General features: G+C 57.8%; 23 protein-coding genes, 1 tRNA gene and 1 pseudogene. 17 read left to right on the top strand and 8 right to left on the bottom strand.

Translation table 11 applies throughout. From position 1 onward, the window contains the following. From CVT63_03095 to CVT63_03105, 3 genes and pseudogenes are all read left to right on the top strand, one after another. Window positions 1-107 (top strand): annotated as a pseudogene (locus CVT63_03095) (IS3 family transposase). Between the two features lie 167 nt (window positions 108-274). Beyond that, window positions 275-592 (top strand): hypothetical protein, encoded by a 318-nt coding sequence (locus CVT63_03100; protein ID PKQ28358.1) that lies wholly within the window; start codon window positions 275-277, stop codon window positions 590-592. 188 nt (window positions 593-780) lie between these two features. After that, window positions 781-3,261, top strand: coding sequence for a hypothetical protein (locus CVT63_03105; protein ID PKQ28359.1), 2,481 nt, complete (start codon window positions 781-783; stop codon window positions 3,259-3,261). Between the two features lie 322 nt (window positions 3,262-3,583). Here the strand turns inward: CVT63_03105 and CVT63_03110 are convergent, their stop codons facing one another. Then, a complete protein-coding gene (locus tag CVT63_03110; protein PKQ28360.1) occupies window positions 3,584-3,853 on the bottom strand; it encodes a hypothetical protein in 270 nt (89 codons plus the stop codon). Window positions 3,854-4,023: 170 nt separating this feature from the next. On the opposite strand from CVT63_03110, the gene CVT63_03115 reads away from it, so the two are divergent. Then, entirely contained in the window at window positions 4,024-4,923 is a 900-nt protein-coding gene (locus tag CVT63_03115; protein PKQ28361.1) for a hypothetical protein, read from the top strand. A 142-nt stretch (window positions 4,924-5,065) separates the two neighbouring features. Here CVT63_03115 and CVT63_03120 read toward each other — a convergent pair whose 3' ends face one another. Further along, a complete protein-coding gene (locus CVT63_03120) occupies window positions 5,066-5,488 on the bottom strand; it encodes a hypothetical protein (GenBank protein PKQ28362.1) in 423 nt (140 codons plus the stop codon). Window positions 5,489-5,536: 48 nt separating this feature from the next. Beyond that, window positions 5,537-5,911: a hypothetical protein gene (locus CVT63_03125; protein ID PKQ28363.1), complete on the bottom strand. Its 375-nt coding sequence runs from the start codon at window positions 5,909-5,911 to the stop codon at window positions 5,537-5,539. Between the two features lie 232 nt (window positions 5,912-6,143). On the opposite strand from CVT63_03125, the gene CVT63_03130 reads away from it, so the two are divergent. The 4 genes from CVT63_03130 to CVT63_03145 all read left to right on the top strand — a co-directional run bounded on the left by CVT63_03130 (window position 6,144) and on the right by CVT63_03145 (window position 8,300). Then, window positions 6,144-6,317 carry a hypothetical protein gene (locus CVT63_03130; protein PKQ28377.1) on the top strand — a complete coding sequence of 58 codons (174 nt, stop codon included), beginning with the start codon at window positions 6,144-6,146 and terminating at the stop codon, window positions 6,315-6,317. Between the two features lie 99 nt (window positions 6,318-6,416). Beyond that, window positions 6,417-6,902: a hypothetical protein gene (locus tag CVT63_03135; GenBank protein PKQ28364.1), complete on the top strand. Its 486-nt coding sequence runs from the start codon at window positions 6,417-6,419 to the stop codon at window positions 6,900-6,902. Between the two features lie 12 nt (window positions 6,903-6,914). Continuing rightward, window positions 6,915-7,001: transfer RNA gene (locus CVT63_03140), tRNA-Leu, on the top strand. Window positions 7,002-7,190: 189 nt separating this feature from the next. After that, window positions 7,191-8,300 carry a hypothetical protein gene (locus tag CVT63_03145; protein ID PKQ28365.1) on the top strand — a complete coding sequence of 370 codons (1,110 nt, stop codon included), beginning with the start codon at window positions 7,191-7,193 and terminating at the stop codon, window positions 8,298-8,300. Between the two features lie 274 nt (window positions 8,301-8,574). On the opposite strand, the gene CVT63_03150 is transcribed toward CVT63_03145, so the two are convergent. The 3 genes from CVT63_03150 to CVT63_03160 are packed head-to-tail and all read right to left on the bottom strand — an operon-like array spanning window position 8,575 to window position 11,394. Then, on the bottom strand, window positions 8,575-9,750 hold the full coding sequence (locus CVT63_03150) for a TIGR00299 family protein (protein ID PKQ28366.1): 1,176 nt from the start codon (window positions 9,748-9,750) through the stop codon (window positions 8,575-8,577). Then, complete coding sequence (locus CVT63_03155; protein PKQ28367.1) at window positions 9,747-10,526, bottom strand: 1-(5-phosphoribosyl)-5-amino-4-imidazole-carboxylate carboxylase; 780 nt, start codon at window positions 10,524-10,526, stop codon at window positions 9,747-9,749. Before CVT63_03155 ends, CVT63_03150 begins: the two co-directional genes overlap by 4 nt. Before the next feature lie 43 nt (window positions 10,527-10,569). Then, window positions 10,570-11,394, bottom strand: coding sequence for a TIGR00268 family protein (locus tag CVT63_03160; protein ID PKQ28368.1), 825 nt, complete (start codon window positions 11,392-11,394; stop codon window positions 10,570-10,572). A 214-nt stretch (window positions 11,395-11,608) separates the two neighbouring features. Here CVT63_03160 and CVT63_03165 point away from each other — a divergent pair, with 214 nt between their 5' ends. From CVT63_03165 to CVT63_03180, 4 genes are read left to right on the top strand one after another with little or no spacing between them, the layout of a single operon-like run. Further along, window positions 11,609-12,415, top strand: a complete 807-nt coding sequence (locus CVT63_03165) for a hypothetical protein (GenBank protein ID PKQ28369.1) — start codon at window positions 11,609-11,611, stop codon at window positions 12,413-12,415. A gap of 10 nt (window positions 12,416-12,425) precedes the next feature. Then, window positions 12,426-13,241, top strand: a complete 816-nt coding sequence (locus CVT63_03170) for a prephenate dehydratase (protein ID PKQ28378.1) — start codon at window positions 12,426-12,428, stop codon at window positions 13,239-13,241. Window positions 13,242-13,289: 48 nt separating this feature from the next. Then, a complete protein-coding gene (locus CVT63_03175; protein PKQ28379.1) occupies window positions 13,290-14,567 on the top strand; it encodes a serine--tRNA ligase in 1,278 nt (425 codons plus the stop codon). A 27-nt stretch (window positions 14,568-14,594) separates the two neighbouring features. Continuing rightward, entirely contained in the window at window positions 14,595-14,957 is a 363-nt protein-coding gene (locus tag CVT63_03180; GenBank protein PKQ28370.1) for a hypothetical protein, read from the top strand. Window positions 14,958-15,064: 107 nt separating this feature from the next. On the opposite strand, the gene CVT63_03185 is transcribed toward CVT63_03180, so the two are convergent. Both CVT63_03185 and CVT63_03190 read right to left on the bottom strand, forming a co-directional pair. After that, a complete protein-coding gene (locus CVT63_03185) occupies window positions 15,065-17,458 on the bottom strand; it encodes a hypothetical protein (GenBank protein PKQ28371.1) in 2,394 nt (797 codons plus the stop codon). A 144-nt stretch (window positions 17,459-17,602) separates the two neighbouring features. Beyond that, the gene (locus CVT63_03190; protein PKQ28372.1) at window positions 17,603-19,111 is read right to left on the bottom strand and encodes a hypothetical protein; all 1,509 of its coding nucleotides are present in this window, start codon (window positions 19,109-19,111) and stop codon (window positions 17,603-17,605) included. Between the two features lie 123 nt (window positions 19,112-19,234). Between CVT63_03190 and CVT63_03195 the strand changes: the two genes are divergently transcribed. From CVT63_03195 to CVT63_03215, 5 genes are read left to right on the top strand one after another with little or no spacing between them, the layout of a single operon-like run. After that, on the top strand, window positions 19,235-19,543 hold the full coding sequence (locus CVT63_03195; protein ID PKQ28373.1) for an FmdB family transcriptional regulator: 309 nt from the start codon (window positions 19,235-19,237) through the stop codon (window positions 19,541-19,543). A 16-nt stretch (window positions 19,544-19,559) separates the two neighbouring features. Beyond that, window positions 19,560-20,420 carry an S-methyl-5'-thioadenosine phosphorylase gene (gene mtnP / locus CVT63_03200; protein PKQ28380.1) on the top strand — a complete coding sequence of 287 codons (861 nt, stop codon included), beginning with the start codon at window positions 19,560-19,562 and terminating at the stop codon, window positions 20,418-20,420. A gap of 4 nt (window positions 20,421-20,424) precedes the next feature. Beyond that, window positions 20,425-21,330: a sugar kinase gene (locus CVT63_03205; GenBank protein PKQ28374.1), complete on the top strand. Its 906-nt coding sequence runs from the start codon at window positions 20,425-20,427 to the stop codon at window positions 21,328-21,330. 11 nt (window positions 21,331-21,341) lie between these two features. Continuing rightward, entirely contained in the window at window positions 21,342-22,481 is a 1,140-nt protein-coding gene (locus tag CVT63_03210) for a hypothetical protein (GenBank protein ID PKQ28375.1), read from the top strand. A gap of 43 nt (window positions 22,482-22,524) precedes the next feature. Continuing rightward, window positions 22,525-22,764 carry a hypothetical protein gene (locus tag CVT63_03215; GenBank protein ID PKQ28376.1) on the top strand — a complete coding sequence of 80 codons (240 nt, stop codon included), beginning with the start codon at window positions 22,525-22,527 and terminating at the stop codon, window positions 22,762-22,764. Window positions 22,765-22,966 lie beyond the last annotated feature (202 nt).

Here is a 22,966-nt window from a genome sequence, read left to right on the forward strand (position 1 = left end):
TCCGCGAGAGGCGCGACCAGTTGCGCCACCCCGCCTACTCGAAGCCGGAGCTCCTGGCCGTGAGGCCCAACGAGGTCTGGTCCTGGGACATCACCAAGCGTGGCCCGGTTCTCCCGTGGGGCAAGACACGGTAGGAGGCGTGAAAACGCCGCCGGACTCAAGGACGTACTCCTTGCCGCTCGTTGGGCAGGTCAGCGTTTTCTTGAGGAACTCCGGCCCAAGAATGTCGCTAACCCAGCCGGCAGGCGGATAAGCTTCATGCTCTGCATAGTATGTGTTGATCGCCCCGTTTATCGTCCTCAAGTTAGCCTGGCAGGTTCGCTTTTGCGCGTTGTTCCGCGCGGTGTTCCGCGCGGTGACAAAGACCGGTATTGCTATTGCGCAAGCAATCATGAGCGGTATCAACAACGATGCGCAAACAATAAGGATGATGCCCCATACAGGGAACTTCTTTTTGGGGGGTATTCCGGCAGGCGGCACGTTCGACTGGCCAATGGGATTGCCGCACCGGGGACAGAAGTTGCCGCCCCCCAGATTCTCCCCGCAGTTAGAGCAGAGTGCCATTATTCCTCCAAACCTTTTTAGACGATAGAAGCGCATCTCATGTTAGTACAGTAGCACAGAAACGCAACACCGGGGGTCAGGCCCCTTTTGTTGCGTTCGCGCTACTATATAGGTAGACCCCTGGTTGCGGTAGACGGAAAGGTAGACGGTGCCTGACCCCTAATTAAATGATATCATTTATGCCTTCAGGAACGGAGTAAGAAGCGAGGCGCCCGTATGAAAAAAACCGCGAAGTTGGTTCTGCTCGGCCTCTCTATCTCGGCACTCGGCGTCGCCGGCTACATTGCGCTGAGATTGAAGCGCTCGATTCCGCGGACGGACGGCGCGCTCCGGCTTCCCTGCCTTGACGACGAAGTCGAAGTCATCTTTGACCGCGCGGGCATCCCGCACATCACGGCGAAAAGCGATCTCGACGCCTACCGGGCCATGGGCTACGTTATGGCGCAGGACCGCATGGTTCAGATGCAGACGATGCTGCGGCTCGCCACCGGCACACTGGCGGAGGCCATCGGCGGCATGGCCGTTGACACGGACATGTTCATGCGCACTATTGGCCTCTCCCGCATAGCGGAGGAGTTCGCCGCCGGCCTCGACCCCGAGTCTCGAGAGATTCTCGCCGCCTACTGCGACGGAGTCAACTCCTACGTCGCGGGTCCGGCGTCCAGGCTTCCGTTCGAGTTCATGTTCCTCAAAGGCCGCCCGCGTCCGTGGACCCACGCCGATTGCCTCACTCTGGGACTCCTGACAACGTGGCTTCTCGACTCGTTCTGGCTCGCGGATCTCATGAGGGAAAAGCTGATCCGCGGCCTCGGCTTTGAGCGCGCGCTCGAGCTCCTGCCCGAAACCGCGCCGTACAATAACCCGCCCGTCAAAGTTGATGGCCCGGGCCCCGGCGCCGTGCCGGTCGAGCCGGGCGAGGAGATCGACTGGGGATTCGACACCGAGTCCGCGGGAGGGCAGTGGCTCTCGAACGTCGGCGGCCTGGCCGCCCGCTCCGTTTTCGGTTCGAACAACTGGGCGATCGACGGCAAGCACACGACCACGGGCAAGCCAATCCTCTGCGGCGACCCGCACATACAGCACAACGCGCCCGGCATGCTCTATCTCTGCCACCTGACCACGCCGTCGAGCGACATCATTGGCGCGGGCTTTCCGGGCCTGCCGGTCATCCCCTACGGACACAACGGCTATTGCGGCTGGACCGCCACGAGCCTTTGCCCCGACACGCAAGATTTGTACGTGGAGAGTTTCGAGTCCGAGGAATCGAATCGCTACCGGTACAAGGGCGAGTGGCACGACGCTGAGGTGATAGAGGAAGAGGTGAAGGTTCGCTTCGGCAGGACGCGCAAGCTCAGGATACTTGTGACACGCCACGGGCCGATCATCAAGCGCAAGGGCAACAAGGGTCTCGCGCTCAAGTGGGTCAGCCAGGACACTTCATTCGACTCCCTGGGCGCGATGCTGAAACAAAATCACGCGCGCTCACTCGACGAGTTCGTTGGCTCGATGGAGAACTTCGTGGGCCCGGCCCTCAACCAGGTTTACGCCGATATCGACGGGAACATCGGGTACATGGCCTCCGCAAAAGTGCCGCGTCGCGCGAAGGGCGATGGCAGCATCCCTTATCACGGGGAAGATAACGATTGTGAGTGGAAAGGATACATTCCGTTTGAGAACATGCCGCGCGCGCGGAACCCGAAAGAAGGCTTCATCGTCACGGCGAACTCCAAGATTGTGAGCGAAGAGTATCCTGATATCATCACCAGGGCGTGGGAGGCGCCTTATCGCAACGGCAGAATTTCTTCCCTCTTGAGAACCCGCGACAGGTGGGCGCCCGATGACATGCCGATGATACACGCCGACACCTTCACCTTCCCGGGAAAGACGTTCGCCGAACTCGCGGTTCGCGCGGCAACCGTCGCCGCACACGACGGGATGTCGCCCGGCGCGCGTGAAGCGGTGGAGCGCCTGGCCGCGTGGGATCACCAGGCGCGCGCACGGTCGGTCGCGATGACGATCTACTTCTACTCCTGGCGCCACCTGACAGAATCTCTGTTGCGGCACAGGCTTGGCAGCACTCTCTACAGCGACTACACGCGCTCGTGGACGTCGGTCAGCCTGGCGGTTGAGGGAGTCCTCGCGTCAAGGGATCCGTTCTGGCTGCCGCCGGGCGCCGGCACTTACGAGCAGGTGGCGCGGGACGCGCTCGAGAAAGGGGTTGAAGAGATAGAACGTGTGTACGGGACGCCCGATCAATCTTCGTGGAAGTGGGGCCGCGCGCACTACCTCACATGCCAGAGTCTGCTGGGGCTGTTCTGGCCGCTCGACAGGATATTCAACGTTGGGCCTGTCCCCCGCGACGGCGAGAGCGACACCGTCAACGCTTCCCCGCCCGCAAGCGAGTGCATCACGCAACTGGTGGCGCGAGGCGCGATGGGCGGCTGCGCGAACATGGCGATTTTGCCTGACCGTGAGAGCCATGCGGCGTACGGGGGCCCCGCGCTGCGGATAATCATCGATTTCCATGACCTGGACAACTCGAAGGCCGTGCTCGACGTCGGGCAGTCGGGACATCGCCTCAGCCCGCATTACAAAGACCACTTTCCCGTATGGCGTAACGTCGAGTACCTGCCGTTGCCTTACAGCAAAGAGAAAGTCCAGGAGCAGGCGGCAAGCGTTCTGCGGCTGACGCCGTAGTCGACCCCGCGCGGGGGCGTGGATTGAAATCGGGAATACTATAAGATAGGGAATCAAGTGCCGCGGGAAGAAAAAACGGATGGCGAGCACATGAGCGATGAGAAGAAAAGAAAGTTCTGGCGAGGTCGCCGTGCGAAACACGCGGATCAGGAAACCGCCGCCGTGGATGCGGCGCGGTTGCCGGAAATAGCGGGGCGGCAGGTCTATCCACAGTCACCCGCCGGACAAACCGCGGCGCCCGTGCGGCCCGTGTCGCAACCCCAACCGTCACAGCGCACAACTGAAACTCCTGGACCGGCGCAACCACAGCCGTCACCTGCTATCAGGCCTGATGAACCTGCGCCGCGACAGCCGCAACCTCAAACACCGCTTGCAACGCCAGGGCCTGCGCCGCAACCTCAAACACCGCTTGCAACGCCAGGGCCTGCGCCGCGACCTCAACCACAAGAGCAACCGCCGCAGCCAACCCCTGAGCCTCCGCAAGGTGAACCGCCGTGCGCGTACGGTAAGCCACCGGAAGGGCAGGGTTTCTATCCACCCGGATCCTCGCAAGGTGGGGGATATTTCTTCCCGGGTCCGTGGTATCCGTCACCGTACGGAATTCCGGGACAGTATTACGGTTACCCCGCTCCCGGACAGACCGGGCAGATGCCGGTGATTCCCGGTGTGCCACACGGGTACCCGGGAACAGGCGCATACGATCCACCGGGCGCGATGCCCCAGCAAAGATATCCATACGAAACGTTCCCACCAGGCGCGCCGTTGCCACCGCTCGGGTTTGGCGCCCCCGAGGAGCTGGAGTTCGGGTCTCTGACGCGCGGCGAAACGAGCCATTGGCGTATCGATTTCAAGTGGGTGTTCGGGATAGCAACCGCACTGTTGATATTCCTTGCGCTTGGGGCCGCGGGCCTTTATAGAGGGACCGGCGCCGGCGCGGCTCATCAGGTATTGACGCCAATTATCGAGAACGCGACAGAGGTCAGGCACTCCGTCAAAGAGAACTATCAGCGGCTTCGAAGTAGCGCCCGGCGAGACCCTGACTCCAATATCTACATTCCCGACATCGGGGCCACTGTTTCAATCAAAGGCGATGCGATCTCATCACTCAGTTTGGATGAACTCACAGAGCGTGTAATCCTGGAGATCGAACGGCGTATCTACGCCCGAGGTTACAGGCAAAGCATTCCGATGGCCTCGGCACAAGGCGCCGGCGAGGAAAGGGCGAAGGCGGCGTGTGTCACTATTCTAAGCAAGCTCAACAAGAGTGGTCACAGCGCCTTGCTCATGCCAATCATCATTATTGGAGTTCTCGCGCTCGCCTTTGGCATACTGTTCATACTGTTTTGCATGGGGTGGGGGAAGGGGGTGGGAACAGGCCTGGTGTTCATCATGGGCGCGTTCCCCGGATCCCTGTTGCTGCGCATAGGCCACCAGTTTTTCTGGAGGGCGGGCGGTTCGAGCACTTTCAAGCCCGCGTCTCACCAGGCCTTCCGGACGATAAGCTCACTCTCGGTTTCTTGCTTTGACATCGCACTCGCGTTTGGGGCGTTGGTTCTGATGATCGGTGTGATAGGAGCGACAATAGCCCGCAAGACACGCCGAAGGATTCCGCCGTTCACCGAACTGAGAACGCAACCCGAAATTGAAGAAGAAACTGTGTAGCACAGACATTCCTGTCTGTGACGTTACTTTCCACAGGCAAGAATGCCTGTGTCACATTCTAACCTCCTGAGTGGACGGCGCCTGACCCCAAATGAAAAACCCGTGGCCTTGGTCGGTCACGGGTTTAACTTTCAAGAGGCTACTATGCTTTTTTCGCGGCCTTCTTCTTCGCGGGCGCCTTTTTCTTTGCTGCCGCCTTCTTCTTCGCGGGCGCTTTCTTCTTCGCGGCCTTCTTTGCCGGCGCGAGTTTCTTCTCGAGATCGGCAAGGTGATCCTCGACGGCTTTGATATCGGACTTCGTCACGATCCCCAGTGAGCTGAGGGTGTCCTTGACAGATTTGCCGATCGCGTCCACGAGCTCTTCGCTCTCTTTCTTGCCCTTCTTTACGAGTTCCTGGACGGTAGCCTCCAGTTTCCTGTCCTGGGCCGTTCCTTTTACCTTGGCCTTTCCGCCTTCGGCCAGCACTTTGCCTTTCTTTATCATGTCATCGACGGAGTTGATGGAATCGTCCTTGACAGACGCGAGGGCGCCGAGAAGGAGATAAGGCATGTCATTGAGCTCCATTTAAACACCTCGTTTCTAACGTTGCCGCAACAGCGTTGTTGCGTTGCACTATTTGATCCGCTTCTCGATGTTAGCGAGCCTCTTGTCGAGCGCCCTGATATCGTTCTTGGTGATAGCCCCCATGTTGTCGAGAATTCTTGTGACCTCTTTGCCGATCGCGTTCAGGAGGTCTTCCCGCTCTTTCTTGCCCTTCTCCACCAGATTCCTGACCGCCTTGTCGGCTGAGACGATACCCTTTCCCGACTTGCCGCTACCGGCCTTGCCCTTCTCGACCAGATCCTCGACGGTCTTCTTGGTTTCTTCCCGAATAGTGCTCATCGCACCAAGCAGAAGATAAGGAACATCCTTTGGCTCCACGGTTCCACCCCCCTTCGACCGTATTTCAAGCAAAAACATTTCGTTGTCTTCTGAGAAGTAATGCAATTATATGTTCACTCCCTTCAATGTCAAGGATTGCCATGCTGTGTTTTGACAGAACTGGCTTTTAGAGGAGTTGCGAAGCGGGTTTCAAATAAGGGAAGCAATCAACTGGAAATACAGAAGATCAGGTGAGATAATAAAGCGGGTAATTGCGGTCGTTGGTTAGTTAACGGATGGACGTGGCGCTCGAAGCTCTTGAAAAGAACAGGAGGGGATTGAAGTGGTCAAGGCGAAGATGAGCCGAAGCGAAGCCGGACGCAAGGGTGGCGAGACTACCAAGAAGAAATATGGCCCCGATTTCTACTCTAAGATTGGGAGTGTTGGAGGCAAGAAAGGTGGCATGACCACCAAGAAGAGATACGGCACCGAGTTCTATCAGAAGATAGGTCGCAAAGGCGGAATGAAATAACGATAGCCATCTTTTGCGACGATGCTCAATTGAGCAAACCTTAATCGCGTTGGTTTAGCCTTACAGGTTCGCTTGCGCAGTAGAGGCAGGAAGCTCATTATGTATTCAAATCTGGACGTTCATAATCGCCTGCAAGAACTCGATATCCCTCACGAATTTTTCAAGTTGCCTGGCCAGGCAAAAAACCTCGAGAGAGCCGCCGCCGCGCTGGGGCTCGAGCTGTGGCAACTGGCGCGCGTGGAGCTCTTTCGCGTGGACGGCCATGTGGTGATGGTTATCGTGCCCGGTGACCGCGAGGTGGACATCGAGAAGCTGAAGGATCTGACAGGCGGAAGTGAAGTAACGCCTGTCGCCGCGGAAGAAGTTTCCTCTCTCACGGGTTACGTCTCGAGCGCGCTTCCACCGGTCGGCCACAAGGTTGAGATGTCATCGTACATCGACTACAACACCCTTCGTGAAGATGTGATATATACTAGCAGTGGTGAGCCAGCTACGATCCTGAAGATAAGGTCTTATGATCTCGTGAGAGCGACAGGAGGAGAAACCGTGGATCTGGTTTCGGCCTCCGAGGAACGGGGTGCTTAAGCAATGAGGTATGGGCGAGTGGTGGAATTGGTAGACACGCAGGGTTCAGGGTCCTGTGCTCGCAAGGGCATGAGGGTTCGAGTCCCTCCTCGCCCACCATTTCCCATGGAAGGCAGCGTAAGCGCCGGCAGGCGTCACGTGGCGGTAGCCGCTAATAGCGCATCCTGGCAAATCACAAGTGAAACTCGTGGCTCGCATAGCGATTTTGTGAGCAAATTCACATCGTCCCCGCCCTCGCGCGGGGCGTGGATTGAAATGAAATGAAGTGAAATGAAACACAGGTATTGAATGGCTCAGTCATCCAGTCCGAGGCCTAGATACTCAACCGGGAAAAGACGGAAAAACGTCCGAGGGAGGCGCCCGACCTCCAGAGGCCCGGTGCCGGCGCGTCGTCGCGGACCCGCGCCAATCCTAATCATCGCGGTGATAGTGGTTCTGCTTGTCTCCTGCTGGATCTTTGGCAGGGGATGTGGCGGCAATCAGGAGGCCGTGGAGAATGAGAAGCTTCACGAGTATAGCGCGGAGGCCCACAAGCTCATAGGGCGCTCTGCCACTGTCGGCGCGCAGTTCCAGGGTTTGCGCACAACCGTCAAAGATCTGTCCCGTGACGATGTCGCGCGAAAGTTGCAGCAGATGGTGGATACGTGCAAGGGAATCGCTCACGATTCTGAGCTTGTAATAGTGCCGGAGAAGGCGAAGAAGCTCCATCCGATTCTGCAGGTGGCGCTGGACATGAGAACCGGTGGGGTGAACGGATACAGCGCTTCAATACTGGACGTCCTCGATAAAAAGAACCTGGATTCCGCCGCGGACGCTATGTCGGCGGGGATGCTTGACCTGGTGGTGAGTGACAGGGCTATGCAGCGATACAGGGGCGGCCTCGAGGAAAAGCTAAAAAGCGCGAAGTTCGGCTTTGAGAAGATCGCTGATTCGATATTCATGCCCAGGACTGACGAGGCGTTGACCTCGAGCGCTCATGAATACATAGACGGGATATCAGGCAAAGAGACGGGCAACGCGCTTCATGGCGTTGCGGTGCTTGGGCTGACAACAACCCCGGCGCGTGTGGACAGTACCGAGTCGGGGATCTCGATCCTTCCTTACTCGAAATCCTTTGTCGTAAAAGTAAGCGTTCAGAACCAGGGAAATCAGGAAGAGCATGACATCCCGGTTGTAGTCACACTGACGCAAGACTCAGGGAGCGCTCCGCAGAAGAAGACGCAAAAGATTACCAGGCTAAAGGCGGGCGAAACCGCGACACTCGTTTTTGAAGATCTCGCGCCGGCGACCGGCAGCGAGAAAGAAAACACGGTAAAAGCAACGGCGGGCCCGGTGCCCAAGGAAAAGAAGACCGACAACAATACGATAGAACTTAACTTCATCATGCGCGCGGAATAGGCGACGATCACTTTCCACTTTTACAACCACGAGTTTATCCATACACAGAAAAAGTGTAACTATTCAGCCATGATCAGGGGTCAGGCAACGTCTACCGCTTCAGCGGTAGACGGTGCCTGACCCCTGGCGTCTACCGCTTTAGCGGTAGACGTGGTAGACGGAAAGGGAGACGTTGCCTGACCCCTGGTTGCGGTAGACGGAAAGGTAGACGGTGCCTGACCCCTGGTTGCGGTCAAGCTGAATAGTTACGAAAAAGTGGAAAGTGACCGACGTGTCAATCGAGTTGCTCTTGCGCCAGGGCTTGCGCTTTCCGGAAGACCTCTTTGATGGGGACGCCTTGCTCGCCGGCGATCCTCGCGCAATCTGAAAACTCCGGCGATACGCTTGTCACACGGCCGCTCTCACGGCCGACCTTCACGCTCACCGTGCCCCATGGGGTTTCCACCTCAACGGCCTCGCGCTCGATCGCCTTTTTCATGACCACGGACGTTCGCAACCCGAAAGTACTCGTCTCCTCGATCAATATCCGTTTGAGCGCGGCGACATCAGCCGGTGAGCAGAGGATGTTGATAACGGTTCCGGGCCGTGTCTTTTTCATCTGAATGGGCGTGAGCCACACATCGTGCGCTCCAGCGTTGAAGAGGCGCTCCATCACGTAGTCATAGAACTCGGGGTTCATGTCGTCGATATTCGTTGAGATGACGTACGCGAGCTGCTCCTGCTCCACGGGGAAGCCAAGCGGTTCGCCCGTGATTATCCGCAACAGATTGGGGACGCCGAGGTCTTTTGTCCCCGCGCCGTACCCCGTTTTAGAAAGAGTCATTGGAGGCATTGTTCCAAATTCGAACGCGAGCGTTTTCACAATAGCCGCTCCTGTAGGCGTCACGATCTCGGTTGGGATGCCACACCCATACGTCGGCGTGTCTCCGAGGATTTCCAGAACCGCGGGCGCCGGTACCGGGATTGACCCGTGCAACGTTTTTATCATTCCGTGCCCGAGAGGCAAGGGGGAAGAGAAGACTTCGTTGATCCCGAGCGCGTGCACACCGTACGCTGTTCCGACGATATCGACGATGGAATCCACTGCTCCGACCTCGTGGAAGTGCACCTGGTCGATTGGCTTATGGTGTATCAATGACTCGGCGCGCGCGATCAGCATGAAGATATCGAGGCTCGTGGTCTTGACCATCTCTGGCAGCTCGCTGTTTTCTATGAGGTCATTGATGCTGTTGAATGTCCGCACGAGTACGTTCTCGGGCGCTGTCACGTTGATCTTTGTCGCGCGGAGTCCGTAGCTCATAACGTCGCGTGATTCGAGCTGGAATTCTTCGAGGCCAAGGGTTTCAAGAATGTCCATCAACTCATCAACGCTCAACCCGAGGTCGATCAGCGCGCCCAACGCCATGTCTCCACTGATGCCGCTAAAACAGTCGAAGTAGGCGACAGTCATTGTTTGGTACTCTCCTTTGCCTGAGAGATCATTCTGTTGATGAGCCCGGCAAGATAACCCGCGCCGAACCCGTTATCGATATTGACGACGCCGACGCCGGCCGCGCACGAGTTCATCATCGTGAGCAACGCGGCGAGACCGCCGAACGAAGCGCCGTACCCGACGCTTGTGGGCACCGCGATAACCGGACAGGAGACCAACCCTCCGACCAGGCTAGCAAGCGCTCCCTCCATCCCGGCGACGACGACTATAGCGTTTGAGCGCTCGAACTCCTCGCGATAGGCAAATAATCTGTGAGCCCCCGCCACGCCGACGTCGTAAAACTGTTTTGCGACAGTTCCCATGATGGACGCGGTTACCCGCGCTTCCTCGGCCACGGGAATGTCGGCGGTTCCAGCGGAGACGATCGACACCACTCCTCTTGCCGCCGTCATCTCGCGCTCGATGGTTATGGCTTTCGCCTCGGGGTGATATACGGCGCGGTCGTCGAGTTCACGGATGAGTCGGTGGACGCCTGGATCCGCGCGGGTCAACAGCAAATTCCCCTCGTTATTCTCCAGGAGCGCCTTCGTTATCTTTGCGATTTGCTCGGGAGTCTTGCGCTCGCAGAATACGACCTCCGCGAAACCCTGGCGCAACTCGCGGTGGTGATCCACTCTGGCGAACTCGAGATCGGTGAAAGAAAGGGAACGCAAGCTCTCCAGGGCTTTTTCCGCGGGAACTTCGCCGGCTTCAACACGCAAGAGCAATTCTTTTATCGAATCTTCGTATGTCATGGGATTGACCACATATTAAACATGCAGATGCGCGCCGCTGAGATCATCGATTCTCGGGCAATACCTCGTTGAGCGAGCCTGTCCTGTAACCGGCAAGATCCACTGTTACATAAGTGAACCCGAGCGCCTTCAGTTTGTCCACCACCCGTTCGCGGACGCCGTCCGAAGCAAGAACAGGAATTCCCGACGGACTTACCTCTATGCGCGCGATACCGGTGTCATAGAAGCGCAGCCGCGCATTTTTCATGCCCATGTCCGAGAGGAACTCCTCGCACTGCTCAATAACGCCAAGCTTCTCGCGGGTGATTTTTTGGCCGTAAGGGATGCGTGTCGCGAGGCACGTCACGCCAGGCGTATTCCACGTGGCAAGCCCAAGTTCCCGGGACAGCGCCCGTATCTCGAACTTGTAGAGCTCCATTTCGAGAAGCGGACTACGGACTGAAAGTTCCGCGACCGCATCCATCCCGGGACGATAATCTCCGACATCGTTCATCTGGCTGCCGTCGAGAACCTCGGAGATTCCCTCGCGAGCCGCGATGTCCACGAGCTTGCTGAATCGAGCGTGCTTGCACAGGTAGCACCGCTCGGGCGGGTTGGATGTGAAGTTGGCGTCAGTCAGCTCGTCCGTCTTGATAGTGATGTGCTCGACCTTGAGCCGGGCCGCCATTTTGGATGTGGCGTCCATCATCGAGCGTGGGTTTAGAGGAGAATCAACTGTCACGGCGAGCAGGTTTTCGCCCAGAACCTCGCTGCCGACGGCAAGCAGGAGAGTGCTGTCGACTCCACCGGAATAGGAGACGAGCGCGCTGCCCATCTCGGCAAGACACTTCTTGAGTCTGAAATACTTTTCTTCGAGATTTGCTTCCATGCGGATATTATACACTTAACTTTTGGGGTCAGGTCTTTTTTAGGGGTCTGGCAACGTCTACCGCGCAGCGGTAGACGTTGCCAGACCCCTGGTTGCGGTAGACGGAGCGGTAGACGGTGCCTGACCCCTCTTAAATGACCCCTCTTAAACTTTAAAAAAAAGACCTGCTCCCAAAAGTTAAGTCGCTTTTCGACTATGTTGTATAATCGGAAACATGGTTGAGAACAACATCACGGCGATAATAGTAGTGCTGGGAGCTTTGTTGCTGCTGGCGCTTGCCGTTATTGTCTATTTGTTTCTGCGCACGAGGCGCATTGATCTGGAGTGCGAGCTGCTTCTTCGAGGGACCGAGGGCGCCAACTTTGTCGAGATCGTCAACGACAGCATCGACCAGACGCATGAGCTTCTCGGGAAGGTGGACGCGCTCTCCGAGAGATATGGCATGGTTCTGCGCCGCATGGCGGGCGCCGTCCAGCACGTCGGAGTGGTGCGTTTCGACGCGTTTCGCGACCTGGGCGGCCTGTTGAGCTTTGCCATAGCGTTCCTTGATGATCGCGGCAATGGCCTTGTCTTCAGCTCGATCTACGGTCGTAGCGATTCGCGGACATACGCGAAGCCGATCACAGAGCGCTCTTCATCATATGGGCTTTCGCCGGAGGAGCGAGAGGCGATCAGGCTGGCGATGCAGAGTGAAGAGATGGGCGCCATGCCGGTTGAGGCAAAGAATCTTGATCACGAGGAGCGGATGGCTAATCTGCGCCTCTTTCACGACAGAGAGGAACAGGAGCAGATTCCGAAGCGCGAGTCGCGCCGGGAGGCTGAGCCACGCGCAAGACAAGAGCTCTCGCCGGAAGAGCGTAGGCCCGCCCGGAGGCGCCCTGAGGCGCCGGCCAGACCGGCAGGTGGAAAGCGCGCGGGCGGGACGCCGGTGCAACGGCGCAAGTCACCCCCCAAATCACCCCCCAGACCGCGAAGGCACGACGCCCCGTCAGAAAAGCCAATAAGCGGGGAGCGCGAGTAACGTGCCCGGTATCGGTTATCTCGGTCCGAGCGGCACTATCACCCAGGAGGCGTTAGAGGCAAGCGTCGCGTCTGATTTCGATCGCGTGGTTCCGTACATGACTGTCCCGGAGGTGTTGCGCGCGGTTCAATCGGGCGAAGTGGACAACGGCATTGTTCCTATCGAAAACTCGATCGAGGGCTCGGTCAACGTAACTCTGGATACGCTGGCGTTCGAGACCGACCTGGTAATCGAGAGAGAGGTTGTGCAGCCGGTGAAGCATTGCCTGGTGGCGCGGCCTGGCGTATCGAGGAAAGAAGTCGCTGGTATCATTTCACACCCCCAGGCTACAGCCCAGTGCCGCGGATTTCTGGCGAGATGGTTTTCTGACACCCCGGTAACGGCGGCCAACAGCACGGCCGAGGCGGCGGTCATCGTATCAAAAACAGATGAGCCGTTGGCGGCTATCGCGACCTTGCTTGCCGCGTCGACGTACGGGCTCAGCGTGCTGGATTGCGATATCCAGGACTACCCAGAAAACGCTACTCGCTTTGTCATGGTCGGAAAAGAGAAAGTCGCGCGCACGGGCAAAGACAAGACTTCTATAGTTTGTTTCATTCGGGCGAACAGGCCTGGAAGCTTGCTCGATATCCTGCAGGAGTTTGCCTCTCGCGGCATCAATCTGACAAAGATCGAGTCGCGTCCGACCAAAAAGGTTCTCGGCGATTACTACTTTTTCATAGATATCGATGGCCACATAGAGGATCCCGGAGTCGCGGAAGCGATAGGCTCGCTGGTTAGCAAACTGCGCGAGCTAAAACTCCTGGGCTCCTACCCCGCCGCGTAGAGGGGTCAGGCACCGTCTACCCCTGTTGCGTTGGTTTATAATCTAAGCATGCTTGATATCAAGGTGATTCGTGACGATCCCGAGAGGGTCAAACAGGCGGTGCTCGATCGCGGCATGAAGGCCGAGGTCGTGGACGTTGACAGCGTGCTGGAGGCGGATGCGCAACGCCGAGCGATCCTTGTCTCGCTTGAGGAATTGAAGCACGAGCGAAACCTGGCGAGCGATGCCATCGCCGCTATGAAAAAAGAGGGCGCTGACACAATAACCATCACTGACCGGATGCGCGAAATTTCTGAACGTATCAAGAAGATGGATCTCGAGGTTCGTGATGTGGATGAGCGCCTTCGAGAGGCGATGCTCGACATCCCGAATATCCCGTATGAGTCCGTCCCTGTCGGGCCGGACGAGAGCGCGAATGTCGAACTCCGGCGCGCAGGCGGGCCGCCCACCTTTACGTTCAAGCCAAAGCCTCACTGGGAGATCGGCGAGCGGCTGGGGATCCTCGATTTCGAGCGCGGCGCCAAAATTGCCGCCGCCCGGTTCACCTTGCTCCGCGGCGCGGGCGCCCTGCTCGAGCGCGCGTTGATCAACCTCATGCTTGACATGCACACGCGAGAGCACGACTACACCGAAGTCTTCCCGCCGATACTCGCGAACGAGGCGTCATTCACCGGGACAGGGCAGTTGCCGAAGTTCAGGGACGACATGTACTCCTGTGACGACGGTCTTCTTCTCGTGCCGACCGCCGAGGTGCCTGTCACAAACATCCACAGGGATGAGATTCTCAGAGAGGAGGATCTGACGCTGAAATATGTCGCGTACACGCCATGTTTCAGGCGCGAGGCGGGGTCGTACGGCAGGGATGTCCGCGGGATCATCCGCCAGCACCAGTTCAACAAGGTCGAAATGGTGAAGTTCGCGCACCCGGACGTTTCGTTCGATGAGCTCGAAGCTTTGACCTCCGATGCCGAGGAAGTGCTCGAGCGTCTCGAGATACATTACCGCGTCGTTGCGCTCTCCACAGGAGACTTAAGCTTCTCGGCCGCGAAGTGCTACGACCTCGAGGTGTGGTTGCCTGGCGCGGGCGAGTTCAAGGAGATATCGTCCTGCTCCTGCTTCACGGATTTTCAAGCGCGCCGCGCGAATATCAGGTTCAAGCCAAAAGGCGGAGGAAAGCCGCGGTTCGTCCACACGCTCAACGGCTCCGGCCTCGCGATCGGGCGAACCATGGCCGCCGTACTCGAGAACTACCAACTGGACGACGGTCGTGTGGTTGTGCCGCGCGCGCTTCAGCCATACATGTGTGGAATGACGCTCATAGAGTAGTTGCTTAATAATCCCGGTGAGGTGGGAATGACAAGAAACAAAAGCAAGTGGACAAAGATAGTAGCCCTGGTAATCGTAGGGGCGATGGTGTTCAGTGTTGTCGCGACAGGCCTGATGATGCTATTCATGGGCGGCAAGTCTGTCATCGGCGTTTATGCCGACAGTGACGGCAAGAAGATAGTGTTAGGCAAGAACGGTGTCGCAACTTTAATGCTTCCGACCGGGGAATCATTCGGCGCCGCGAAATACGAGGTTGACGGGAACACCGTGTTGATCAAGGACATAGAAAACCCCTCGGCGGATCCGAACGCGGTGCTGGAATTGAAAATCTCGGGCGATGACCTTGTCTCGGGCAGTGGAAAGCAAGCGCAAACCTGGTCGCGCCAGTGATTCACCGGGCTCGCTTGTTCCCCCGCCGCCGCGGCCCATTTCCCGTCACCTCGTAGGCTATCCGCGCCCCGTCGATGTTCATCGTTGGCATCCGCGCCCCTCCCGCTCTAACTGGCGCCTGACTTACTGACTTCGAGGCGCTCTTCTCCGTCGATATCGAACTTCACTTTGTATATGGCCGTCATCAGTTTCTCGACGCGAACGGTTGTCCCGCTTACCGCGGTAACTTTTATCTCTGCCGCGCCTGGCAGGCTGAGTGTCAGTACGGCTTCGCATTTTATCGGACTTCGCAAGGACAGGCTGACGCCCGCCGCCGTCCGCTCGAAAGCGACGAGTTCGGCCGCGCCCTGCGAGAGGTTGATGTTCGAACCGATGAGCCTGGCGCTCTCCGACGCCTTTGTGAATCGCAGCAGCGCGCATCCGTGAGGCTCTATGCCGGGCAGGGAAACGTCTTCCGTAACTTCTCTGAGATATTGCCCGCTCCAGAACTCGCACGCATGCCAGCGGCCATCTTCGAGCCCCAGCTCGCGAAGAGAGACTCTCATGTCGCGACGCTTCGCAGACCAGTTGATCGCGAGAGCCAGCCGGTATTCGCCCGCGGGATCGTTCATCTTGCTCACGAGGAACCGTGGGATCTCGCGCTCCCAAAGATCCGGACATATTGGCAGCCCGTGAGCGTGCGGCAGGCTTTTAGCCACGAGAGAGAATCCCTCGTCGCCCCACTTTGAGAGGTCGTCAGACAGCATGAACGAGCCACCGAAGACCGCGATGACGGAAGCGAGGGTGCGCCTTTCGGTTCCGGTGAGCTTTGTCCCGGTCGAGCGCGCCATCAGGCAGTCGGGGTCGCCGTCAAAGACGCGCCCGCTCAGGAATGCTCGCGGCAAGGTGTTTCTGAGGCTGTTGCGCACCCCCAGCGAAACGCGCTCCCGCAGGAAAGGCTGGTAGGCCTCCCTCCAGTAATGCGCCACGTCGCTACTCACCCTCTGCGAGTCGAGTATCCCGATGCCAAGCAACACCGGCCCTCCAGCCGCCATGATGTACGCGTCTTTTCCCACCGATTCACGTATTGCCGCAAGAGCGCGCCGCCCCGCCTCCGCTCTCGTGAGAGTACTGTCGTGGCGCTTGCCCTCCAGGAACCCGCCAGCCATGAAATCCAACTTGAAAAACCTGTAGCCGTACCGCGCCAGCGTCCCAAAAACTTCGCGAAGCCAGTCGAGCACCTCGGGGTTCGTGAGGTCGAGCCCGTAGAACCGCCCTTTCCAGACAGGGTTGAACCCTGCCAGCACGGGCTTGCCCTTCCGGTCTCGCTGGACCCAGTCCTTGTGCTCTTTGAATATTCGCGATTTCCGCGTCACCGTGAATGGCGCGACCCAGATGCCCGGAATTTTTCCTTTCGCCGCTATCTTTTGCGCCACAGTCTCCATGCCCGCGCTGAAGGACTCGTTCGTCTCGAGCCAATCGCCGATCGCAGGCGAGTACCCGTCGTCGATTTGAACGACATCTATTCCAATCTTCGCGAGCTCGCCGTCATGCAAAAAGGGGTCAGACCCCTTTTTGCATTGTGCGCCGTTGAGCATTTCGAGGTTCTCGAGCACATCGTCCGCCGTGACTTTGTTGAAGTAGTTGTACCAGGAGCACCAGCCAGCCGGTGTCCTGCGCACCTCACTCACGCCCTGTTCCAGCGCGAGCATCTCCGCGTAGCGCTCGAAGTTGGCGCTCGTCAGGTCGCCCGGGACGAAGGCCAGCGGCTCGCTCCACATGACCTCGCCTGGCGTCGGGCGCTTTCCATCAAAGAGGGCTATCGCCTCGAGTTTGGATTGCTCCGGTTTTCTGCCGAGGCGCACCGACATCCGGGACGACGCTTGTGTGACACCCGTAAATCCGACTACCACGGAATCGCGCGCGCATGTGTCCGCCAGAGCCGTGAACCACTCGCTCTCGAACTTCCCGCGTTTCGATGAGACCGGTGTCGTGGGGTTCCAGAGCATGGATTTGAGCCGTCGAGGAAGGAAGCATAGCAGGAGCTGGTTTCCCGGCCGCTCAGCTTTGAGCGCGCCCGTCGGCGACCAGCATTGCCAACCGTGGACGTAGGCGCGCCAGTTTTTGACGCTTTCTCTGCCGGGCCAGATGCCGCCCGGCGGCACGCGCAGTGGAACCAGCGCCTCGACCGGCGGTGGCTCGTCTTCGCTCTCCCAGACGAGGCCGACCCGAAGAACCAGGGTGCCGCTTGTCCGCGCCTCCACCCGGAAAAGAACGCGGCCCCACTTCTCTTGCTTGAAGAGATCCAACGTCGATCCACCATCATCGCCCGCCCGCTCCCAGGCGCCCGGGGTATCGAGGCGCTCGGAGGCCCCCTTCTTGACCGTTTTCAGCGCTCCCGCGCTGGCGCCCGCGAAGACCACAATCTCGCCGGCGTACAGGTCGAATGTGCCCGTGAACGCTTTGAACTCCAACCGCGCCCTCGCGCTCCCGCTGCTGGCCCTGCTCTCAATCTCGTACAATTTTCAACCCCCTCTTATGTAACTACCTTGGGGTCAGGCAACGTCTACCGCTTTAGCGGTAGACGGTGCGGTAGACGGTGCGGTAGACGGTGCGGTAGACGGTGCCTGACCCCTGGTTGCGGTGACCCCCCCTTGACCTTGTGTTTACTCACGGTAGACGACGCGATTGCGTCCGCTTTCCTTTGCTTCATATAGCGCACTGTCAGCTTTGGCGATGAGCTCCTGACGGTCATGCACGTCCACGCTCGGATAGGCGGCGACTCCCTGGCTTACTGTAACTTTTAACCCCTCTCCTGTTCCCAGGAAGGTAGTTCTCTCGACCGCGAGCCTTATCCGCTCGGCGGTCTGGTAGGTTTCCTGGCCATTTGTCTCCGGCAGCAACATGACGAACTCTTCGCCCCCGTAGCGCGCGACGATGTCCATCGAGCGCAAACAATCCTTGATCAGATTGGCGAGCTCCTTGAGTATCTCGTCGCCGCAGAGGTGCCCGTATGTGTCGTTGACCTTCTTGAAGTGATCGATATCCAGCATTATCAGGCTGAAGACCGTGCTGTATCGGTCCGCCCTCTTGTACTCTTTCTCGAAGAGCTCTTGAAAAAACCGGTGGTTGTATATCCTGGTGAGACCGTCCGTGATAGAGAGCAATCTGGCGGCTTCGTACAGTCGCGCATTGTCGATAACGATCGTAATCTGATTCTGCACCAGGTTGAGGATAGGCTGCGTATCCCTCGCGAATGCCGGACTTGCGTGCCGGAAAAGGGCAAGTACGCCTATCCCCTTTTTGTGGGCGATCAAAGGAATATACACGTGGGAGTAAACCGGCTCGTGCTTGTCCGGTTGCTCCCGCAGGCGCTCTTCGTTGTAGGCGCTTACCTTGATCCGATCGAGATCGCCCTCTGTGTCCCAGCCGCAGGCGTTGGCAATCTCGAGTATTTTTTCTTTGATCTTTTCGAACGCCCCGGGAGCAACATCCTGGTTCAGGTGGATAATCAGGTCTTTCTCTTCGAACATGACACATGCGCCAACAGCGTTGCCCACGATACGCGCCATTATCTCGAGGATGGCCTTGATCGTCTCCCTATAGTCCTGGCCCGCGCTCGCGAGGGCGCCCAGCTCGTTCAAAATTGTGGACTCGAATAGCCTGGAGTCGAGCAGGTCGAGAACCCTGCTGAAAACCCCGGCTTCCTCGAGAAGTTGCTTTGGAACAGGTTTTTGCTGTTTGCCGGAGCGCCGGGCTGCCCCCGCGGCCACCTGTTCCTTGATAACCATCAGGAGCTGCTCGGGCTTGAACCCTTTCGTTACGTACGCGTCCGCCCCGATCTTCAGCCCCCAGAATTTGTCGCTCTGCTGGTCGCGCCCGGTGAGCATGATGATCGGGAGATCCCGTGTGATCTCGTCGTCTTTGAGAAGCCGGCACACCTGGTAGCCGTTGATCCTGGGCATCTCGACGTCGAGGATAACGATATCCAGCTCTTCCGCGTACGCTTTGTTGATAGCTTCAAGCCCGTCCCAGGCGACGCAAACTTCATAGCCGGCGTCCTCGAGTATAGCCGAGGTTATTTTTACAACGAGCTTGTTGTCATCCGCGAGCAGAACCCTGCCTTGTGACAAACCGACATCGACCTCCTCAAGCGCAAGCGCTGATAGGCACAAACTTTCCAGACAATAATAGCGAAAGCAAGTCCTTCAGGCTATCGGCAACTCCACGGACATGTTGTAGCGGGCTATCGTGATGTAATATTATTCGTGTGAACAATAGGAAAGGAGAATCGCAAGTTGCCAAGTTACGACTACAGGTGCGAGAACTGTGACATGACCTTTGAGGTCAGTCATGGCATACATGAAAACTTAGAGTTTTGCGAGACGTGCGGTGGAGAGGTGCGAAGGGTCTTTCACCCTGTTGGAATAGTCTTCAAGGGATCGGGATTCTACGCCACAGACTCCAAGAAACCCAACAACAAGTCGAGTAATCTTTCTTCCAATACCGCGGACAAGCCGGAAAAACAAAAGACCACTCCAGAAAGTGACGCAGGCAAGAAAGACAAGCCAGGCGACGTCAAAAAAACTGAGAAGGTCGCATCTTAAGGGGGGGGACAGCAATCTGATCGGAATCATTGGCGGAAGTGGCTTTTACGACATTCCTGAAATCGAGAGCAAATCGCAAGTCAGGGTCAATACTCCATTTGGAGAGCCCTCAGATAATTACATCAAAGGCGAGTTGCGGGGCGTCGAGGTGCTGTTCCTCGCGCGTCACGGCGCGCGCCACAAGATTACGGCGCCGGGCATCAACTTTCGCGCGAACATCTACGGGTTCAAGTCTCTCGGCGTTGAGGCTATTATCGGCTTCAGCGCCGTCGGAAGCCTGCGCGCGGAGCTCGCGCCGCGGGACGTTGTCATCCCTGACCAGATCATTGACCTCGCCAGGCAACGTGAGAGCACGTTTTTCAAGGACAATCCGTCAGTTCACGTCAGCATGGCCCACCCAACCTGCGCTGCTCTGAACAGGGCGCTTTACGATGTGGTCAACGAGGAAGGCAGCAACGTGCAGTTGGGCGGTGTCTATGTCTGTATCGAGGGCCCTGCGTTCTCGAGCCGCGCGGAGTCCATGCTTTACAGGTCATGGGGAGTTGACGTCATCGGGATGACAGCCGCGACCGAAGCCAAACTTTGCAGGGAAGCGGAGATCTGTTACTCGAGCCTGACGCTCGTGACCGATTACGACGCCTGGAAAGATGACAGTGAAGACGTTACTGTTGATATCATTCTCGAAAATCTCCGGAAGAATGCCGAGACATCCAGAAGAATACTTCGAGAAGCCATTCTCCACGTGCCCGACTTGAGCGGCTGTAACTGCCGGAGCGCGCTTTCCGACGCGATAGCGACGAATCCGAATTCGGTGCCTGACGTCACGCGCACGAGGCTGCGTGTGTTGCTCGAGAAATACCTGCCCGCGAAGGAGTAGAACCATGGGAGTGCTCGCAGTCGGCTCAGTGGCGCTCGACAGCGTCAAGACCCCTTTCGGTAATATCGAGGACGCGCTTGGCGGATCCGCCACCTTTTTCTCTATTGCGGCGTCCTATTTCACAGACGTTTCAATAGTCGCCGTCGCGGGCAGCGACTTCCCCGCGGAGCACATGGAATTGTTTAAATCCTGTGGCATAGACACGACGGGGCTTACCGTCGAAGACGGGGAAACCTTTCGCTGGTCCGGTGTGTACGGTTACGACCTGAACGACCGCGAAACCATCGATACCCGGCTCAACGTGTTCGAACGGTTTTGCCCTGTCCTCCCTGAGAGCGGGGTGAACAGCGAGTTTCTTTTCCTGGCCAACATCGACCCGGATCTTCAGAATTTTGTGCTGAAGCAGGTGACAGCTCCGCGCCTGGTGGCGTGTGATACCATGAATTTCTGGATCGAGGGGAAGAAAGCGGCGCTGCTCGATATCATGAAGCGCGTTGACATGATGATACTGAACGACTACGAATGCAGAGAGCTCGCCGGGGAGCCGAACCTGATCACAGCGTCGCGTGCGATCCTCGGAATGGGCCCATCTACCGCCATCGTCAAGAAAGGCGAGCACGGGGTGTTGATGACTACTTCAAAAGATTTCTTCAGCGCTCCGGCGTATCCCTGTGAGTCGGTTTTCGACCCGACCGGCGCGGGCGATTCGTTCGCCGGCGGGTTCATGGGTCACCTCGCCGCCACCGGCGACACTTCCGCGCAGAACATCAGACGCGCCGTGATCTATGGAACGGTCATGGCATCATTCTGTGTCGAGCGATTTAGTGTCGGCGGCATGACAGGGCTCAACCGCTCCGATATCGAGCGACGCTTTCACACGCTGAAACAGCTCTCCCACTTCGAGCCGTAAGGGGAAGACGAATGTTTCCCGGCAGAAAGATCAGAATCGCGAGAATCTTCGGGATCGAAATAGAGATCAATCCGACGTGGCTGATAATCTTCCTGCTGGTCGGGTATTCACTTGGTGAGACGATGCGCGACGCGTCGGAAAGTACGCACCCCGGCAGGTTTCCCGCGGGGCCATGGCCGTGGATATTCGGCTTCGGCACGGCTCTGATCTTTTTCGCCTGCTTGCTGGCGCACGAACTTTCACACAGTTACATCGCCAGGCGCAACGGGGTGAACATCAGGCGCATCACACTGTTTCTTTTCGGTGGCGTCGCTGAGATGAGCGAGGACGTCTCCGATCCGGGGATCGAGTTTCGCATGGCTGTAGTCGGCCCACTCATGACTTTCTTTCTGACAGGCGTCTTCTATTTGATTTTCAGAATCATAGAAGCGAACCCCAACAGCAGCCAGACGTGGCTTGTCCCACTGTATCTTCTTGTCTATATCAATCTGTTCGTCGGTGTGTTCAACTTGCTGCCCGGATTCCCGCTCGATGGCGGGCGTATATTCCGGGCCATTCTCTGGAAGATCACCGGAGATGTAAAAATGGCCACCAGAGTGGCAAGCTACTGTGGGGAAGGGATCGCCGTGTTGATGGGGGCACTCGGCGCTTACCTCCTGTTTCGCGATTCTCTGTTGAGCGGCGTCTGGCTTATGCTGGTCGCAGCGTTTATCTTTCAACTTTCCCGCGTGTCATACCGGCAGACTTTGTTCAAGTTGGCTATCGCGGATAAGTTGGTGGGCGACCTGGCGCTCGAGGAACCTCCGATAATCGACGATAGCGCGACGCTTGCGATTCTGGCGAATTACTTTAGCGTCTACAATCTACCGGCTTTACCGATCGTCGACGGCACAGGCAAAATCCTGGGCTTCGTCAGCCGGGACGATCTCGAGAGCGTGAACCCGTCCGAGCGGGATCTGCTTTCCGCCCGCCGCCTGATCAGTCCGCTCAAAGAGGAACATGTGATCGGATTTGATATGCCGCTCGAGCAGGCCATACACCGCGCCTCGCGCGCGGATCAGATATTTGTGATCATAAACGGCGAGCGCGTCCTGGGCATTCTATCAGGGGATGATCTCATGCGATATGCTTTTGACATGGCGCGAACCTGATTTTTGCCGGCCCACCAGATGACGTGGAATTACGGAAAACAACATGGAAATCGAAGTCAAAGCAGCCACAATCCTGCTCGACAAGGCAAACCCGAAGCTTGATTCGACCACCTTCAGCCTCGAGGTGGCCGATGGCGCTACTGTCCGTGAACTTCTCGAGATGCTCTGTCTTCCGGCAGGGCTCGTCGGCTCCGTTACGATCAACAAGAAACGGCAGCCGGTGGACACCGTTCTCTCAGCGGGGGATAGAGTTGCCATCATTCCCGCAATTTTCGGGGGATAGACGGAAGACATCCCGAACCTCTCCCTCTCATCTCCCCCAGCAAGGCGAGGGATGTTTTCATCGACCGACGTCCGAGTCCGCGAGCGGAGGGCGGGGAAGACATCCCGAGCGCCCCCTCTTCCCGCATATTTTGGTTTGACCCCATTATGCCTTTTCCCCCAGCAAAGCGAGGGGTGTTTTCTTCGACCGACGTCCGAGTCCG

The organism is Candidatus Anoxymicrobium japonicum (assembly GCA_002843005.1).
GTDB classification, from domain to species: domain Bacteria; phylum Actinomycetota; class Geothermincolia; order Fen-727; family Anoxymicrobiaceae; genus Anoxymicrobium; species Anoxymicrobium japonicum.